This is a genomic window from Streptomyces justiciae (assembly GCF_015163075.1).
Lineage (GTDB): Bacteria > Actinomycetota > Actinomycetes > Streptomycetales > Streptomycetaceae > Streptomyces > Streptomyces justiciae.
In genome coordinates, this window is record NZ_JADDXU010000004.1 from 363976 (window position 1) to 381190 (window position 17215).

Consider the following 17215-nt stretch of genomic DNA (forward strand, 5'->3'; position numbering starts at 1 on the left):
GGGCTCGGACTCACTTCAGGTGCCGGGCGAAGAACTGGCCCGCGGCGTCCGCCGCGTACTGCGGGACGCCGGTGTGGCCGCCCATGTTGGCGTTGAGGGACTTCTCCTTGGAGGCGAAGGCGTCGAACAGGTCCAGGGACGCCTGCCGGTCGTTTCCTTCGTCGTCCCATTGCAGCAGGACGTGCAGCGGAATGGTGACCTGGCGGGCCTCCTCGAGAATGGCCCGGGGTACGAAGCTCCCGGCGAAGAGACCGGCGGCCACGATGCGCGGCTCGACGACCGCGAGGCGGACGCCGATGGAGATGATCCCGCCCGAGTACCCGACCGGGCCGCCGATCTCGGGCAGCGCCAGGAGGGCGTCCAGGGCGGCCTGCCATTCGGGGACCGCTTTGTCGACGAGGGGAAGGACGAGGGGATCGATGATCTCCTCGCCGACCGGCTCGCCGGCCTGCATGGCCCGGCGCAGGTCGGCGCGGGCCTGTTCGAGGGCGGGCCAGACGGGCCGGTCACCGCTCCCGGGGAGCTCGATGGTGGCCGCGGCGAAGCCGTCTGCGGCGGCGTGCCGGGCCCGCGCCACGAGCCGGGGGTACATCTTGTGCAGTCCGATCGGCGGGTGGCCGAGCAGGATGAGCGGCGTCGGCGCGGCCGCGGAGGAGGGCGTCCAGAGGAAGCCGGGAATCTCGCCGAGGGTGAATCCGCGTTCGAGGACGCCGTCGTCGAGACGCTGTTCGGAAGTGAAGCGAAGGGCCATGGTCGTGCCTTTCGGGAGTGCGCTGGAACGGCGCTCCCGGACGACCTATCGCCCGACCGTGACCCCGGAGGAGAGCACCCACGTCGATACGTTCACGGGTACCACCTCCTCGTTCTCTCGCACGGCCTCCGGAAAGGTAGCAGCGGCCGCGGAACTCCGCCAACGGGTTTTCCGCGAGGGCCCCGTGGCCGGCCGCCACGGAGCCGCTCGCCGGAACAGCCCTGCGTGCCTTCAGACCTTGCCCGCGGCGAAGGCGGCCGCCGCGTCGGCGTTCGCGGTGTAGCCGAGATGCGCGCCCACGTCGGTCCCGCCGCTCTCGCAGACGGGGTCGCCGGCAGCGCAGAAGTCGATCGTGCGGCTCTGGTAGACCCCGGTGACGCTCTTGCCGAGGGCCCGGATCGGATTGCCGAACAGCAGCACCGCGGCGACCCGCGGTTCGACCGCGGCCGGCAGGGTGGCGACGATGGGGCTGCCGACCACCGCACCCTCGCTGCTGATGCCGATGGAGTTGTCGACGACGTTCGCCCCCTGCGAATAGCCGACGAGGACGAAACGCTGGTTCGGGCAGGCGGCGGCCTGCTGATTGACGTGATTCACCAGATCCGCGTTGCCCTGCGCGGCCGACGTCAGGGAGAGGTCGGCCGGGTAGTTCACCTTGTAGCTTGAGAGGGTCTTTCCGCTGATTTTCCGTTGCAGCGCGGAATACACGGGGTCGCCGACGATGAAGCCGAGCGTGCCCGGTTCGAACGTGCCGCGGGCCGCGACGACGTCGATGTCCGTGCAGGCCGCGGCGGACGCCGTGGGCGTGGCGAGGGTGGCGACACCGGCTCCGCCGACGAGCGAGAGCGCGGCCAGGCATAAACGAATACGCATGGAATCCTCCGCGATGGGGGGCGCCGTAAGCGCCTGCGAAAGGGGACTTCGTCAACGTATTCGCGATGCCTGAAAGGGTGTTATGAACGCGATTATGGAAGTGCCACGCTTTTTCGTTCTGTGGTGAGTGCCGGAAATCAGTCCTGTTGCGGCTGCGCGGATTCCGCGCGCAGCGCCAGGATCATCGCCAGGCGGGCGTCCGGATCGTGCAGGGCGTCGCCGAACAGCTTCTCCAGCTGCCGCAGCCGGTAGCGGACCGTCTGCGGATGGATGTGCAGCCGGGCGGCGACGTCCGGCACGTTGCTGCCGTTGAGCAGCCAGACCAGCAGCGTCTCCGTGAGCCGGGCGCGCTGCCCCGCCGACACCGCGTCGAGCGGGGCGAGGGCGCGGGCCTGTAACCGGCCGAGCAGCGGCTCGTCCGCGTACAGCAGCAGCGTCGACAGATGATCCGCGCAGCGCACCACATCCTGCCGGGGCAGGACACCGCGCCCCATCAGCCCCAGGGCCCGGGTGGCCCACCGCAAGGACTGCGCCGCCTCGGCGAGCGGCACCGTCGGCCCGATCGCGGCCGGGCGGCCCCGCAACGCGAGCGTGAAACTGCGCCCGGCCCACCGCCCGGAGCCGTCGGGATCGGGGACCAGCATGCGGGACGGCCGGGACTCCATGTCCACCAGCGCCCCCGAAGAGGCCAGCGGCCTGTCTTCCTCACCCCGGTCGGGGCCCCCCGCGAGTGCCACGACGGCGACCTGCCGCGGCACCGTCCACCGTGCGCCGTGCGCCAGCTTCCGCACCGCCTCCAGGGCCGGCGGGCCCTCACCCAGCAGCAGGTCGAGCAGTCGGCGACGGCGCCGCTCCAACTCGTCGGTGCTGCGCAGCTGCCCCTCCGCGTACCCGGCGGCAGCGGCCTCGGCGACCTCGTGCACCGTCTGGAACGCCAGTTCACCCAGCGCGGCCACGACCGTCGAGTCCAACCCCAGCGTCTCCGCGGTGCGGCCCATGCACCGCCAGGCGTGCATGCCGCCCACCCGCAGCGCGGACTGGAGCACGTCCAGGCTGCGGCCCTCCTGCGCAACGCCGCGCCCGAGGGCGTAGTACGTCGCGGCGATCGACTCCCCGTCGTCGCGCGGGTCGGCGATGTGGTCCACGAACAGGGTCAGCGCCTGCACCACACCGGCCCTGAGGTTCCTGCCGTACGGGCCGTCGGGCGGCAGGGCGTACTCGGGCACCTGGCGGCGGACCTCCTCCTCCACCTCATCGGCGACGGCGGCGAGTTGGGCGCGCAGCAGCTCGGCCAGTTCAGCCGGGACGGGTGTGGTCCCGGGACCGCCCGTCAGGTCGCGCGGAGTGGGGAACGCCATCGCGGACACTCCTTTCGCCCGGAGTCGGCTCGCCCGCGCGGAGTTGACCGTGGGGCGGGTGGGACGTCCCTGGTTGGACGGGCGTCCCCTCCGCTCCGTTCCGTGCCCCCACGGCACCGACATCACTCCGGTACCCCCAGGGCACGGGCGAGCATCGGCCACGACCGGGCGAACTCACCTTTCCAGTAAGCCCAGTTGTGCCCTCCTCCCGCGTAGAAGTGGCTGTCCACGGAGATGCCGAGACGCGCCAGCGCGTCGGTGAACCCGTGCGCGGAGGGCCACAGCGCGCTCTCCAGCACCCCGGGCAGCGGATCGCCGCCGTCCCCGAGCAGACCGCTGCCCTGGGAGACGTACAACGGTGTGCCGCGCAGCCCCTCGGCCCGGGCACGGGGATTGAAGTCCCGCCAGGTGAGGAGGTTCAGGACCGGATGGCCCCACAGCGAGGCGGCGGGCAGGTTCTCCCGGGCCACGATCGCGTCCACGATGGCGGGCACGCCGGGCGCGGTCGTGTCCAGGACGCCGCTGTAGGAGGCCGCGGCGGCGAACACGCCCGGATGCCGGGCCGCGTGCGCCATCGCCCCGTACCCGCCGGTCGACACCCCGGCGACGGCCATGACGCCGGAAGCCCGGTAGTCACGGGCCAGCAGCGCGGGGACCTCCGTCACCTGGAACGTCTCGTAGTCGACGCCGTCGCGCCAGACGCTGGGAATACCGGTCGGCCCCGCGTCCGGCATCGCCACGATCAGGTCGCGGCCCTCGGTGAAGGCCTCGATGTCCGTCTCCCGCGTCCATGACGTGTAGTCGTCGTGGGCGCCGTGCAGCAGACACAGCACCGGATACGTCCGTGCCGGCGCCGCGTCGAAGCCCGCGGGCAGGATCAGTCGCACCGGCGCGCTGCGGCGCAGGGCGGCCGAGGCCACGGACACGTCGAACGTGCGCGGCCCCACCTGCGTCGCCGCCCGCGCACGGCCGATGCCGGTGGCGGTGCCGAACAGCGCGGTCAGACCGGCGGCGGTCGCCGCCTTCGCGACAGTGCGCCGGGACATTCTGCTGATGCGGTCGGGCATGGCGGCTCCTCGCGTTCGGGGTCGGTTCAGGGGGCGGGGACGCGCTCGGCGAGCGCTCGGCCGAGACGGGCGGAGATCTCGTCGACGTACGGCGGGTCGAGCAGCGCCAGATGATGGCCGGGCACCCGGACGACCTCCAGACGCGGGCACACCTCGTCCCAGCCCAGCGCCTCGTCGTCGCGTTCGTAGGCTGGATCGCGGACCGTGTGCGGCGCGGGCTCGGTGGCGCGACAGAGCAGCACGCGGCCGTCGTACGGGGCGGGTTGGTGTGCCTCGCCGATCCGCAGGTCCAGGTAGGAGGCCCGCTGGTGCTCCAACGCGGCCCGCGGCACGTCGGCGGCTTCTCGTACGGCGGCCAGCACGGCGTCGATACGGTCCCTGTCGTCGTCCATCGCCACCAGCTCGTCGTACGGCAACTTCAGCCGCACCCCGTACGTTTCGGCGACGTACCTCGCGAAGCCCTCGAAGTGGGCCCGTATGCGGTCGCCCGGCGTCTGGCCGGGCAGGGCAAGAGGCCGTACGGAGTCGATGAGCACCAGGAGCGGTATGTCCCGTCCGGCGGCGGCCAGTTGTCGTGCCGTCTCCTGGGCGACGAAGCCGCCGAAGGACCAACCCCCCAGGAGCAGGGGGCCGTTGGGGTGAGCGGAACGGATCGCGTCGGCGTAGCGGCGTGCCTTGTCCGTGACCGTGCCGGAGTCGTCGAGCCGGTCAAGGCCGAACACCGGCTGCTCGGCACCCAGTCGTTCGGCGAGTGGCTGATACACGGTGCTCTGACCGCCGGCCGCGTGCACGAGGAACAGCGGTGGTCGGGAGCCGGTGGCGCGCAAGGGACGCGGGGTCGCGCCACCGGCCGGCTGGGGGAGTGCCCGCTCGATACGGGCGGCCGCGTCGGCGACGGTGGCGGCACCGAGCAGGTCGCGCAGGGGCAGTTCGACGCCGAACTCCCGCTCGACGGCCGTACGGACACGGACCGCCATGAGGGAGTCCAGGCCGAGATCGGCGAGCGCGGCCGTGGGGGCGACGCGGGTCGGGGAGTGGCCGGACACGCTGGCGATGTGGTGGCTCAGGCGGGCCAGTACAGGGGAGTGCTCGGCAGCGAACTGCGCCTGACTGCGGCCATGTTCGACCGGACTCACGTCAGCATCGGAGTGGCGTCGGGTCGGGGCCCCTGCCCTTCCGTCCGTCCACCAGTGCCGCACATGCCGCCACCGCGGCCTCGGCAGGTCGATGACCCGGCCGGACGGCATCGGCAGTCGTTGGCCCGCCGCGTACAGGGCGCCCAACTGCCCCATGAACGCGGCCGATCCGTCTGCGTCCCGACGCAGCGTGGCCAGCGCGAGGGCGTCGGGCACGGTGTCGGCGACGGCGCCCGTGAGTACCGGATGGGGTGAGATCTCGACGAACGCGGTGTGTCCGTCGGCGGCCGCTGCGGCGACGGCCCGGTCGAGGCGTACCGGTCTGCGCAGGTTGGCCGCCCAGTGGGCGGCGTCGAACGCGCCGGCGCCGCGCGGGTCGTCGAGGACGGTGGAGTACACGGGCACCCGTGCCCGCCGCCCCCGTACTCCGGCCAGCGCCTCGGTCAGCCCCGGCAGAAGCGTGTCGACCTGCGGAGAGTGTCCGGCGCCCACGACCCGCATCGCCCGCGCGGCCCGGCCCTCCATCCGTAGCCGGTCGACCAGGCGCCCCACCGCCGCTTCCGTCCCGGTGACGACTTTCTGCCGCGGCGAGGAGTGAACGGCCACCTGCACCTCCGGGAAGTCCCGTTGCAGATCGCCGAGTTCGCGGTCCCCCAGGTCCACGACGGCCATCGCGCCGCCCCGCAGTCCGCTCAGCAGCCGAGCCCGGACGGCGATGACCCGCGCCCCGTCCGCCACGTCCAGGGCACCGGCGCACACGCTTGCCGCCACCTCGCCCATGGAGTGGCCGATCACGGCGGCGGGTTCGACGCCGTACGTGCGCCACAGTTCGGCGAGCGCCAACTGCACGCCGAACAGCAGGGGTTGGGCGGTTTCGAGTCCGTCTAGGCCGGTGCCGGCCGCGAGGTGGTCGTACAGGGACAGGCCGTCGCACTCGGCGGCGAGTTGCGGGTCGAGCTTCTCCACGGCTGCGGCGAACGCCGGTTCCTCGGCGAGCAGTCGGCGTGCCATGCCGGGCCACTGGGTGCCGTATCCGGAGAAGACCCACACGGTGCCGGGACCCACGAGGTCCCGGTCGCCGATCGTGACCCGCCCGTGCGGACGCCCGGCCGCCAACTCGTCGAGGGCGGTGGCGAGTTCCTCGCTGTCGCGGGCCACGATCGCGGCACGCACCGGGCCGCGGCCGGTGCGTCCGGCGAGTGTCCTGGCCACGTCGGCAAGGTGCGCTGCGCTTCCGGCGGGCGTTCGCAGCCAGGTGGCGAGGCGGCCCGCGGTGTCGCGGAGACGTTCGGGGTCGGTGTCGGAGAGGAGGTGCAGACGGGTGGCGGGATCGTCGTGCGGTGCGGGGAGCGGGGTTCGCCATTCCTCCAGCACCGCATGGGCGTTGGTGCCGCCGAAGCCGAATCCGGAGACTCCGGCGGCGGCCGTGCCGCTGTAGCGGGGCCACGGCTCGGGTTCACTCACGACCCGCAGCCGGGTGCCGGGCAGGGCGCTGCCGTCCGCGCAGTGCAGGGAGGGAGGGATCAGGTCGTGGTGCAGGGCGAGCACGGTCTTCACCAGGCCGGCCACGCCCGCGGCGGCTTCCAGATGGCCGAGGTTACCCTTCACCGAGCCCAGCAGCAGGGGCTGATCGGGGTCGCGGTCGTGCCCGAGGACCGCGTCGAGCGCGCCCGCCTCGATCGGGTCGCCGAGCGGGGTGCCGGTGCCGTGCGCCTCGACCAGGTCGACGTGTCCGGGGGCGATGCCTGCTCGTGCGTAGGCCGTCTCCAACAGGGCACGCTGGGCTGCCGGGTTGGGGGCCATGAGGCCGTTGGAACGTCCGTCGGAGTTGACGGCCGTCGTACGGATCACCGCCAGCACCCGGTCGCCGTCCCGCTCGGCCTGTGACAGCCGCTTGAGGACCACGGCCGCGCACCCCTCGGCGCGCCCGATGCCGTCGGCCGCCGCCGAGAACGGTTTGCACCGCCCGTCCGGCGCGAGGGCGCCCGCCCGCCGGAAGGCGACGGTGACGGCGGGCGACAGCAGCAGGTTGACCCCGGCGGCGATCGCCGTGTCACTCTCGCCCGCCCGCAGACTGACACACGCGTGGTGCACCGCGACCAGCGAGGACGAACACGCGGTGTCCACCGCCAGACACGGCCCGCGCGTGTCCAGGACGTACGCCAGCCGGCCCGCGGTGACGCTCAGAGCCGCACCGGCCGGCGCCCACGGATCGATGGCGTCGGGGTCCGCGCCGGTCAACTGCCCGTACTCCGGGGCGGAGACGCCGACGAAGACACCCGTGGCGGTCCCCGCCAAGGAGGAGACCGGGACGGCGGCGTGGTCGAGCGCCTCGTGGACGACCTCCAGCAGCATCCGCTGCTGCGGGTCCATCACGGCGGCCTCACGCGGAGTGATGCGGAAGAAGACCGCGTCGAACCCGGCGATGTCATCGAGATAACCACCGTAGGGGTGGGCGTCGGCGGGCGGGAACGCGGTGAAGTCCCGCCAGCGGTCCTCGGGCACCCGCCGGATCGCGTCCCCGCCCTCGCAGAGCAGCCGCCAGTAGTCCTCCGGCCCGTGTACCCCGCCGGGCAGCCGGCAGCCGACGCCGATGACCGCGACGGGCTCGCCGGGTGCGCCCGGCGCCCTCACCAGCGATGCCGGGCCCGGGGCTGTGCCGCACAGCCGCGCCACCAGCGCCTGCCCGGTCGGGGCCTCCCACAGCAGGGTCGGGGGCAGTTCGCAGCCCGTGACGCGGGACAACTCCGCGGTCAGGGCGATCGCGTCCCGCGACGACATGCCGAGCTCCGCGAGCTGCCGGTCCATCGGTACGTCCTCCGGGGCCGTGCCGGTCCAGGAAGCCACCCGCTCGGCGATCAGCCGCCGCAGCACCGCCGCGTCGACCCCCCTCATCCGGCGGCCCTCGACGTGCTGTCGGCCGAGGAACCGGGCATGTCACCGGGAGCGCCGCGGCGCGTATCGCCGGGCGTGCCACCGGGAGCGCCGCCAGGCGTATCGCCGGGTGTGTCACCGGGAGCGCCGCCAGGCGTATCGCCGGGTGTGTCACCGGGAGTGCCGCCAGCCGTGCAGCCCGGCGCGGCGCCACCCCCCGACCCGCTCCCCACCTCCGCGCCACCCTCCCGCGCGTACGCCCCCTCCAGATACCGCGCCCGAGTGAGCGCCCGTGACACCTTGCCGCTGGACGTGCGGGCGACGGCCCCCGGCGGCACCAGCACCACATCGGCGAGCCGCAGCCCGTGCCGCATGGAGACGGCGCCGCGCACCGCCCGCACCACGGCCGGCACGTCGAGCGAGGCGAGAGAGGCGGCCCGTACGTGCTCGGCCACCAGCACCACCCGCTCACCCGACCCGCCCGGCACGGCGAACACGGCGAGCCGGTCGCGCCGTACCGCCGGATGCGCGTCCTGGGCGGTGGCCTCCACGTCCTGCGGATAGTGGTTGCGCCCGTCGACGATGACGAGGTCCTTCAGCCGCCCCGTGACGATCAACTGCCCGTCCAGCACCGCCCCCAGGTCGCCGGTGCGCAGCCACCGCCCCTCCGGTGCGTCGGCCTCACCGGCGAAGGCGGCGCCGAAGACCCGCTCGCTCTCCTCCCGCCGATTCCAGTAGCCACGGCCGACGTTGGGCCCCTGCACCCAGACCTCCCCGACCTCCCCCTCGGGCAGGACGGCACGGCTGACGGGATCGGCGATCCGCACCCGCTGACCCGCCGGGGTGCCGCAGCCGGCCAGCAGGACGGCCCTCGGATCGTCGGGCCGCGCGGGCAGGGCCTTCCCGGCGGCGAGAGCGTCCCGGTCGAGCGCGAACCGGCCGAGCGGCTGCCCGGGCCGGGCGGCACCGACGAAGACCGTGGCCTCGGCGAGCCCGTACGAAGGACAGTGCGCGGTGGCCGGGAGGCCCCGGTCGGCGAAGGCCGCCTGGAAGCGGTCGACGCTCCCCGGGCGGACCGGTTCACTCCCGTTGATCAGCGCGGTCACACCGTCGAGGCGCAGGTCCGCCTTCTGGGCGTCCGTGACGGTGCCGGCGCAGTAGTCGTACGCGAAGTTCGGCGCGGCGCCGATGGCCCGCGGATGGGCGCCGAGCAGCCGCAGCCACCGTACGGGCTCGTTCAGGAAGGCGGCCGGGTCCATCAGCACCGACAGCGCCCCGCGCACCACGGGCGCGGCGACACTGAGCACCAGCCCCATGTCGTGGTAGAGCGGCAACCAGCCCACACACGTCACCGGATGGGTGTCGGCACCGTACGCCGCGAGGGCCTGCCGGGCGTTGGCGACGACGTTCCCGTGCGTGATCTCCACACCCGCCGGGGCACGGGTCGAGCCGGACGTGTACTGGAGGTAGGCGAGCGCTTCGGCGTCCACGTCGACCGGCGGCCGGTCACCGGCCTCGTTGTCCGGCACCTCGTCGGCGCAGATGATCCCCATCCCGCTCCCGTCCACCAGCTCCCGCACCTCCTTCGCCACCCGGCTCGTGGTCACGACGGCCGTGGGACGGGCGTCGGCCAGGACTCCCGAGAGCCGGTCGCCGTGCCCGGGCAGGCCGGGCGGATACAGCGGTACGGCGACCAGTCCCGCGCTGAGCGCGGCCAGGAACCCGATGACGTACTCGGCGCTCTGCGGGCACAACAACGCGACGCGCGCACCGGGTTCGGCCTGCGCGGCGAGGCGGGCAGCGAGGGCGCGCACCCGCAGGTCCAGGCGCCGCCAGGTCAGCGTCCGGTGGACGCCGCGGGAACCCGGCGCCGGGAAGTCGACGAAGGTGAGGGCGCGCCGGTCGGGGATGGTGTCGGCCCAGTGCCGCACGTGCTGGGGCAGGGTCCGGCACGCGGGGGAGAGCGGGGGGTGGCGGCGGTCCATGGGGTGTGGCTCCTGACGTCGCGGGGGAGGGATGCGCCTCGGTGCGGATCGCTGGGAGGGGCCTGAAGGACTCAGAGCGGGATGTTGCCGTGCCTGCGCTGCGGCAGCGGCGCGCGTTTGCCGCGCAGGGCGGCCAGGGCCCGGCGGATGTGGTCGCGGGTGTCGCGAGGGGCGATGACGGCGTCGACGTAGCCGCGTTCGGCGGCGGGATAGGGCGTGCCGTGGGTGCGCTCGTACGCGGCGACCAGGCGGGCGCGCAGCGCCTCGGGATCGTCGGCGGCGGCCAGTTCACGCCGGTGCAGGACACCCACCGCCCCCTCGGCGCCCATCACGGCGATACGGGCGCTGGGCCAGGCGAGGTTGATGTCGGCGCCGAGGTGCTTGGACCCCATCACCGCGTACCCGCCGCCGTACGCCTTGCGGACCACGACCGTGACCTTGGGGACGGTGGCCTCGGCATAGGCGTACAGCAGCTTCGCGCCGCGGCGGATGATGCCGCCCCGCTCCTGCCGTACGCCGGACAGATAGCCGGGGACGTCGGCGAACGTCAGCAGCGGAATGCCGAACGCGTCGCAGAACCGTACGAACCGCGCGGCCTTTTCGGACGCGTCGATGTCGAGGACCCCGGCGGCGTGCAGCGGCTGGTTGGCGACGACCCCGACCGACCGGCCCTCGACCCGCGCCAGCGCGCAGAGGATGTTCGGCGCGAACAGCTCCTGGACGTACAGCAGTTCACCGTCGTCGACGACTGCCCGCAGGATCTCCCGCATGTCGTAGGCCTGCCCGAGCCGGTCCGGCACGACAGCGTCGAGAAAGTCCCCGGCCGGGGCGTCGCCGGGCGCGTACTCCGGTGGCGGTTCCAGGTTGTTGGCCGGCAGATACGACAGCAGCTCGCGTACGACGTTCAGGGCGTCCTCCTCGTCGGCGGCGAGGAAGTGTGCGTTGCCGTTGACGGCGTTGCTGGTGCGGGCGCCGCCCAACTCCTCGGCGGTGGCCCGCTCGCCGGTGACGGCCTCGATGACGTCGGGGCCGGTGACGAACATGTGCGACGCGCCGTCCACCATCACCGTGAAGTCGGTGATCGCGGGCGAGTAGGCGGCCCCGCCGGCGCAGGGGCCCAGCACGACGGAGATCTGCGGAATGACCCCGGACGCCTGGACGTTGCGGCGTACCAGTTCGGCGTAGAGGGCGAGGGAGGCGACGCCCTCCTGGATGCGGGCTCCACCGGAGTCGTTGAGGCCGACGACCGGGCAGCCGGTCTTGAGGGCGAGGTCCATCAGCGCGACGGTCTTCTCGCCGAACGCCTCGCCCATGCTGCCGCCGAAGACCGTGGAGTCCTGGGCGAACACGCACACCCGGCGCCCGTCGACCGTACCGAAGCCGGTGACGACCCCGTCGCCGTGAGGACGCCGGCCGCCGCTCCCGTCGGGCCGGGCCCGCACGAACAGCCCGGTCTCGGTGAAGGACCCCTTGTCCACCAGCCGCTCGACGCGCTCCCGAGCCCCGAACTCCCCACGTCTGCGCACCCCGCCCGCCGCCAAGGCCTGCTCACGGCGCCGGTGCAGGTCGCCGACACGTTCCGCGGTGCTGCGCTGGGGCAGGTGCGCACCCGCCTGCGGCGGGCCGGATGTCGTCGCCTCTTGAGTCACAACCACCTCCGAAGTGGTTGTCGAATATGGCAGTCCGGCGACGAATATTTGAGCGAATCACCTTCGGCTGTGGGGGAGTTGAGTCCTCCGGATCCCGATTTCATCCCCACATGACAAGCGGGGGGCGGGCAGCCGGTCGGTCAGGCGGCGAAGCCGGCCGGGGCGGACACGGGTGGCCCCGTACCGCCCCGGCGACCGGTCAGCCGGCCGCGAGCAGCGTGAGGGTGTCGATCACGCGGTTGGAGAAGCCCCACTCGTTGTCGTACCAGGCGACCACCTTCACATGGCGGCCGTCGACGCGGGTGAGAGCCGAGTCGAAGATCGATGAGGCGGGGTTGCCCACGATGTCGGACGAGACCAGCGCGTCCTCCGAGTACTCCAGGACGCCGGCGAGCGGCCCCTCCGCCGCGGCGCGGTACGCCTCCAGCACCTCGTCGCGGGTCACGTCACGGGCGACGGTCGTGTTCAGCTCGACGATCGAACCCACCGGCACCGGTACCCGGATCGAGTCGCCGGACAGCTTCCCGTCGAGGTTCGGCAGCACCAGGCCGATCGCCTTCGCGGCACCGGTCGTGGTCGGCACGATGTTGACGCCGGCGGCCCGGGCGCGGCGGGGGTCGCGGTGCGGACCGTCCTGAAGGTTCTGCTCCTGCGTGTAGGCGTGCACCGTCGTCATGAACCCGTGCTCGATACCGGCGAGTTCGTCCAGGACCGCGGCCAGTGGCGCGAGCGCGTTGGTGGTGCAGGAGGCGTTCGAGACGATCGTGTGCACGGCAGGGTCGTAGGCGTCGGTGTTGACCCCGTACGCGAGCGTGACGTCGGCACCGTCGGACGGCGCGCTGACGAGCACCTTCTTCGCGCCCGCGTCGAGATGGGCGCCGGCCGCCTTGGCCGAGGTGAAGCGGCCGGTGGCCTCCAGGACGATGTCGACGCCGAGTTCGGCCCAGGGCAGCTGCGCCGGCTCACGCTCGGCCGTCACCTTGATCCGCCGGCCGTCCACGACCAGGGTGTCCCCGTCGACGGTGACCGGGCGTCCGAGCCGGCCGGCCGTGCTGTCGTAGGCGAGGAGGCGGGCGAGCGTGGCGGGCTCGGTGAGGTCGTTGACGGCGACGACCTCGAGGTCGCTGTCGCGCTCCAGCAGTGCGCGCAGCACGTTGCGTCCGATGCGGCCGAATCCGTTGATGGCGATGCGAGTCATGTGTGGGGTCCCTTCCCTTTGCCACCAGGCTCGCGCGCGGCGCGTCGCGCGGACAGTGGCGCGATCGCCATGGTTCAAAAGGATCCCGCCAGGCCCTTGAGCGCCGGGTCACTCGCCCTTGGTGAAGGTGCGCCGGTACTCGCTCGGTGTCGTCCCGAGGATGCGCTGGAAGTGCAGACGCAGATTCGCACCCGTGCCGAGCCCCACGTCGGCGGCGATCTGCTCGACGCTGCGCTCGGAGCGTTCCAGCAGCTCGCGGGCCAGGTCGATGCGGGCGCGCATCACCCACTGCATCGGCGTGTACCCGGTCTCCTCGACGAAGCGCCGGGAGAACGTACGCGCCGAGACCCCGGCCTGCCTGGCCAGCGTGTCGAGGGTGAGGGGCTCGCCCAGCCGGTGCAGCGCCCACTCGCGGGTGTCGGCGAACCGCTCACCGAGCGGCTCGGGCACGCTGCGCGGCACGTACTGCGCCTGGCCACCGCTGCGGTACGGGGCGGCGACCAGCCGCCGGGCCGCGTGGTTGGACGCGGCCACGCCGAGGTCGCCGCGCAGGATGTGCAGGCACAGGTCGATCCCGGAGGCGGCACCGGCCGAGGTGAGCACGCTGCCCTCGTCGACGAACAGCACGTTCTCGTCGACCTGGACGAGCGGATGCCTGGCAGCGAGGGCGCGCGTGTAGTGCCAGTGCGTCGTGGCGCGCCGGCCGTCGAGCAGACCCGTCGCGGCGAGCGCGAAGGCACCGGTCGAGATGGCGGCGAGCCGCGCGCCCCGGTCGTGGGCGGCGATCAGCGCGTCGACGACGGCCGGCGGCGGGTCGTCGCGGTCCGGGTGCCGATAGCCGGGGACGAAGACGACGTCCGCCCACGCGAGGGCGTCGAGGCCGTGTTCGACGTAGTACGCGAGGCCGTCGCCACCGGTCACCAGCCCCGGCGTCGCCCCGCACACCCGCACCTCGTACGGCATGCTCGCGCGGGTCGTGAAGACCTGCGCCGGGATTCCGACGTCGAGCGGCTTCGCTCCTTCGAGCACGAGGACGGCGACGCGATGCAGACGGGAGGCGGGCACAGGGAGAGGTTACGTGGGGTCCGACCTCGGCACCTGCGCCGGTCGAAGCCGTAAATCGCTGGGCGCCGCGCGGGGCCGGGGGAGACGCTGGGGCGATGGACCAGGTGCGGGAGATCGTGGCGCTGGTGGATCGTGTGCTGGGCCGGGACGCCCTCGGCGGCTACCTCCACGGCTCGGCCGTGCTGGGCGGCCTCAGACCGGCCAGCGACGTGGACATCCTGGTCGTCACCCGGCGGCGCATGGAGGAAGGACAGCGTCGGTCACTCCTCGACGGCCTGCTGCGGATCTCCGGGACCGGACCCCGCCCCGTCGAGCTCACCGCCGTCGTCCAGTCCGAGGTACGGCCCTGGCGGTACCCGCCGACCGGCGACTTCCTCTACGGCGAGTGGCTGCGCGGCGCGTACGAGGCCGGGGAGGTCCCCCGGCCGGAACCGATGCCCGACCTGAGCCTGCTGATCACCATGACGCTGACCGCCGACCACCCGCTGACCGGCCCGCGCCCGGCACAGCTCCTCGACCCGGTGCCGCCGCAGGATCTGGCCCGGGCGAGCCTGGCGGGCATCCCCGCCCTGCTCGCCGACCTGGACAGCGACACCCGCAACGTCCTGCTGACCCTCGCCCGCATCTGGAGCACACTCGCCACCGGCCGGATCAGGTCCAAGGACACGGCCGCCGACTGGGCCCTGCCCCGACTCCCGCCCGAGCACCGCCCCGTCCTGGAACACGCCAGGCACCTGTATCTCCATTGCCCCTATTCCGAGGAGAGTTGGAGCGACGCGTTGCGAGCACAGGTACGTCCGCACGTGGACCGCGTGCTCTGCGAGATCTACCGGCTGTGCCGGCGGGTGCGGGACGCGTCGGCCTGAGCCGACGCACGCAACAACGTGCGCAGTGGAGCGGTGTCGGGCGTGTCCGCGACGGCCGCGTCGATGGCCTCGTCCATGCCCTTCTCCCACGCCTCGGGCAGGATCAGCCCCGGCTGCCCCGACCAGGCGATGTCCGGTGCGGCGTGACCGGACTCGGCGAGACGCAGGTGGATCAGGCCCGCGATGCCGGCGAAGACCCTGGGCCGGATGAAGTTACGGGCCGACTGCCCGGTCAGCCGGGCCGCCTGATACGGCTTGGGCATACGGTCGGCGATCTCCATCCACAGCAGACCGCGGTCGAAGGCGTCGAGTATCTCCTCCAGACCGGGAAGCCCGTCGTCGGCTCCCTCCTCGCGTGTGCCCGGCCCCGAGGAGCGAAGCGTTCTGGCCACGGCGAGCCGCAACGGCCCGGACCACTCCTCGGCGTCGGCGACCGCGCGCGCCATGGCGAGGTCGTCCCAGCTCATGCGCCGCAGCAGCGCAGCCTCCGGCGCCGACGTGCGTGCCTCCAGCTCGGCGAACACCCGGTCCGCGTCGCGCACCAGGGTCAGGGCAGCCGGCTCATCGGCCAGGTCGGCGGTCGACTGCTCGGGCCGGTCATCGGCGGGCAACTGCTCGATCAGTGCGATCCGTTCCGCCGTCGGCGGGTGCGAGTCGTACGGGTGCGGCCGCGGCGGCCGCTGACCGGCGCGGAGCGCGGCGAGCTGCTCCCCGCTCCGGGCCGCGAGCATCCGGCGGAAACCGCCGTGCACCTCGCCCACCGGCGGCAGTGCTTCCAGCGCGCTGCCCATCGCGGCGTACGTCTCCATGTAGTGGGCGTGCGCGCCGTCGAGCACCGGCACCATGCGCAGCGCGGCGGCCGTCACGTCACGGCCCGCGTACCGGGCGGCCATCCGGTCCGCGGCGAGTTCCTGGTGCCGGGCCGCGGACTGGGTGATGCGCAGGAACATCCTGGCGTAGCCGACGTACAGGACGCCGATGACGTAGTGCAGCCGCGTGCCGCCCTCCTGGAAGGCCTCCACCGTGTGGATCAGCGCCTGCCGGCCGCGCGTCGTGATACCGCCGAGCCGGGTGTCGCGGTTGCCGTAGTGCCCGAACTCGTGGACGAGGACGGACCGCAGCTGCGGGACCGTCAGCCCGGCGAGCAGCGGCAGGCCCAGGAACATCCGGCGACGGCCTTGCAGCAGTCCCAGCAGCCGGCTCTGCTCGGCCACACCTGCGTTGACCTCGGCGTCCAGATACAGCTCGTCCGGCGGCCGCTGCCCCGTCACGTCGGCAGCGGCGCGCACCTGTTCCCACAGCTCGGGCTGGTTCTGAGGGGTGACCGCCACCGCGTCGGTCACCGGCCGCAGCCGGCCGGCCCGCAGAAAGGCGAACATGCCCCGCAGTATCGCCACCGCCAGCAGGAAGGTGACGGTCACCGCCGTGCCCTCCATCAAGGCCGCCCTCTCGGTGACCAGCCGTGTGATCACCAGCCAGTCGAACACCACCATGGCCGACAGCAGGACTCCGCCCATGAGGAAGAAGCCGACCAACAGCACGAACGCACGGACGGCACGCAGCCGGAACGACATCGAGAAACCCCCACCCACGTGCCGCGACTGCACGAGAAGTTCACAAAGTGTTCGCGGATCTTACCCACAGGCGCGTGGCGGATCCGCAGCCCCCTCGATGAAGAAGGCGACGAGGAAGGCGACGAGGAACGCATCGTTCCCGCGCGTCGCGATGAGTTCGGCGGCGTCCGGCGGTCGTACTGTCGAAGCCGCCACCGAGGAGGACTGCTGATGCGCAAGGTGACGTACTCGATGAACGTCTCACTGGACGGCTATATCGCCGGGCCGGACGGTGACTTCGCGTGGTCGGAGCCGGACGACGAGGTCTTCCGGTTCTGGATCGACGACATCCGCGGGGTCGACGTCCATGTGCTCGGACGCCGGCTGTACGAGACGATGCTGTACTGGGAGACCGTCGACCAGGACGACCCGACGCTCGACGAGGCGACGCGCGAGTGGGTCGCGCTGTGGAATCCGCTCCCGAAGGTGGTCTTCTCGCGGACCCTGACGTCGGTGCAGGGGAAGAACGCCCGTCTGGTCTCCGGGAATCTGGTGGAGGAGATCGAGCGGTTGCGGGCCGAACCGGGGGACGGCGAGATCGCGATCGGCGGCGCGACGCTCGCCGCCCAGGCGTCCGCGGCGGGACTGATCGACGAGTACCGGAGCATCATCTACCCGGTGCTGGTCGGCGGCGGCAACCCGTTCTTTCCCCGGCACGAGCGCCGCGAGGATCTCGAACTGGTCGAGACCCGCACCTTCAAGTCGAAGTTCGTCTACCTCCGCCACCGCGTGGTGCGCGGCGCCACGACGTAGCCCGAAGGGTCCGCCGAGAGGCCTTCG

General features: G+C 72.8%; 12 protein-coding genes. 2 read left to right on the forward strand and 10 right to left on the reverse strand.

Translation table 11 applies throughout. The features are described from left to right. Positions 1–10 precede the first annotated feature (10 nt). The 9 genes from IQ210_RS14110 to IQ210_RS14150 form a co-directional block, all read right to left on the reverse strand. Entirely contained in the window at positions 11–751 is a 741-nt protein-coding gene (locus IQ210_RS14110; RefSeq protein ID WP_194079323.1) for an alpha/beta hydrolase, read from the reverse strand. Between the two features lie 231 nt (positions 752–982). Then, positions 983–1624, reverse strand: a complete 642-nt coding sequence (locus IQ210_RS14115; RefSeq protein ID WP_194079324.1) for a cutinase family protein — start codon at positions 1622–1624, stop codon at positions 983–985. 137 nt (positions 1625–1761) lie between these two features. Further along, complete coding sequence (locus tag IQ210_RS14120; RefSeq protein WP_194079325.1) at positions 1762–2982, reverse strand: PucR family transcriptional regulator; 1221 nt, start codon at positions 2980–2982, stop codon at positions 1762–1764. A 122-nt stretch (positions 2983–3104) separates the two neighbouring features. Next, positions 3105–4049 carry an alpha/beta hydrolase gene (locus IQ210_RS14125; protein WP_194079326.1) on the reverse strand — a complete coding sequence of 315 codons (945 nt, stop codon included), beginning with the start codon at positions 4047–4049 and terminating at the stop codon, positions 3105–3107. A 26-nt stretch (positions 4050–4075) separates the two neighbouring features. Then, on the reverse strand, positions 4076–8080 hold the full coding sequence (locus tag IQ210_RS14130) for a type I polyketide synthase (protein WP_194079327.1): 4005 nt from the start codon (positions 8078–8080) through the stop codon (positions 4076–4078). Further along, the gene (locus tag IQ210_RS14135; RefSeq protein WP_228047728.1) at positions 8077–10044 is read right to left on the reverse strand and encodes a fatty acyl-AMP ligase; all 1968 of its coding nucleotides are present in this window, start codon (positions 10042–10044) and stop codon (positions 8077–8079) included. The genes IQ210_RS14130 and IQ210_RS14135 overlap by 4 nt, the downstream gene beginning before the upstream one ends. A 71-nt stretch (positions 10045–10115) precedes the next feature. After that, positions 10116–11693 (reverse strand): acyl-CoA carboxylase subunit beta, encoded by a 1578-nt coding sequence (locus tag IQ210_RS14140; RefSeq protein ID WP_407699697.1) that lies wholly within the window; start codon positions 11691–11693, stop codon positions 10116–10118. A 199-nt stretch (positions 11694–11892) separates the two neighbouring features. Next, on the reverse strand, positions 11893–12891 hold the full coding sequence (gap, locus tag IQ210_RS14145; RefSeq protein ID WP_194079329.1) for a type I glyceraldehyde-3-phosphate dehydrogenase: 999 nt from the start codon (positions 12889–12891) through the stop codon (positions 11893–11895). 108 nt (positions 12892–12999) lie between these two features. Further along, a complete protein-coding gene (locus IQ210_RS14150; protein ID WP_194079330.1) occupies positions 13000–13956 on the reverse strand; it encodes a GlxA family transcriptional regulator in 957 nt (318 codons plus the stop codon). A 95-nt stretch (positions 13957–14051) separates the two neighbouring features. On the opposite strand from IQ210_RS14150, the gene IQ210_RS14155 reads away from it, so the two are divergent. Then, a complete protein-coding gene (locus tag IQ210_RS14155) occupies positions 14052–14822 on the forward strand; it encodes an aminoglycoside adenylyltransferase family protein (protein ID WP_194079331.1) in 771 nt (256 codons plus the stop codon). Here IQ210_RS14155 and IQ210_RS14160 read toward each other — a convergent pair. After that, on the reverse strand, positions 14783–16396 hold the full coding sequence (locus IQ210_RS14160) for a M48 family metallopeptidase (RefSeq protein WP_194079332.1): 1614 nt from the start codon (positions 16394–16396) through the stop codon (positions 14783–14785). The genes IQ210_RS14155 and IQ210_RS14160 overlap by 40 nt on opposite strands. A gap of 210 nt (positions 16397–16606) precedes the next feature. Here IQ210_RS14160 and IQ210_RS14165 point away from each other — a divergent pair, with 210 nt between their 5' ends. Next, positions 16607–17188, forward strand: a complete 582-nt coding sequence (locus tag IQ210_RS14165; RefSeq protein ID WP_194079333.1) for a dihydrofolate reductase family protein — start codon at positions 16607–16609, stop codon at positions 17186–17188. The last annotated feature ends 27 nt before the right edge of the window (positions 17189–17215 follow it).

Coding starts and splice junctions, on each gene's coding strand:
- IQ210_RS14135 (WP_228047728.1), bottom strand. CDS start 10,044: ATGGACCGCCGCCACCCCCCGCTCTCCCCCGCGTGCCGGACCCTGCCC.
- IQ210_RS14120 (WP_194079325.1), bottom strand. CDS start 2,982: ATGGCGTTCCCCACTCCGCGCGACCTGACGGGCGGTCCCGGGACCACA.
- IQ210_RS14115 (WP_194079324.1), bottom strand. CDS start 1,624: ATGCGTATTCGTTTATGCCTGGCCGCGCTCTCGCTCGTCGGCGGAGCC.
- IQ210_RS14110 (WP_194079323.1), bottom strand. CDS start 751: ATGGCCCTTCGCTTCACTTCCGAACAGCGTCTCGACGACGGCGTCCTC.
- gap (WP_194079329.1), bottom strand. CDS start 12,891: ATGACTCGCATCGCCATCAACGGATTCGGCCGCATCGGACGCAACGTG.
- IQ210_RS14160 (WP_194079332.1), bottom strand. CDS start 16,396: ATGTCGTTCCGGCTGCGTGCCGTCCGTGCGTTCGTGCTGTTGGTCGGC.
- IQ210_RS14130 (WP_194079327.1), bottom strand. CDS start 8,080: ATGAGGGGGGTCGACGCGGCGGTGCTGCGGCGGCTGATCGCCGAGCGG.
- IQ210_RS14165 (WP_194079333.1), top strand. CDS start 16,607: ATGCGCAAGGTGACGTACTCGATGAACGTCTCACTGGACGGCTATATC.
- IQ210_RS14125 (WP_194079326.1), bottom strand. CDS start 4,049: ATGCCCGACCGCATCAGCAGAATGTCCCGGCGCACTGTCGCGAAGGCG.
- IQ210_RS14155 (WP_194079331.1), top strand. CDS start 14,052: ATGGACCAGGTGCGGGAGATCGTGGCGCTGGTGGATCGTGTGCTGGGC.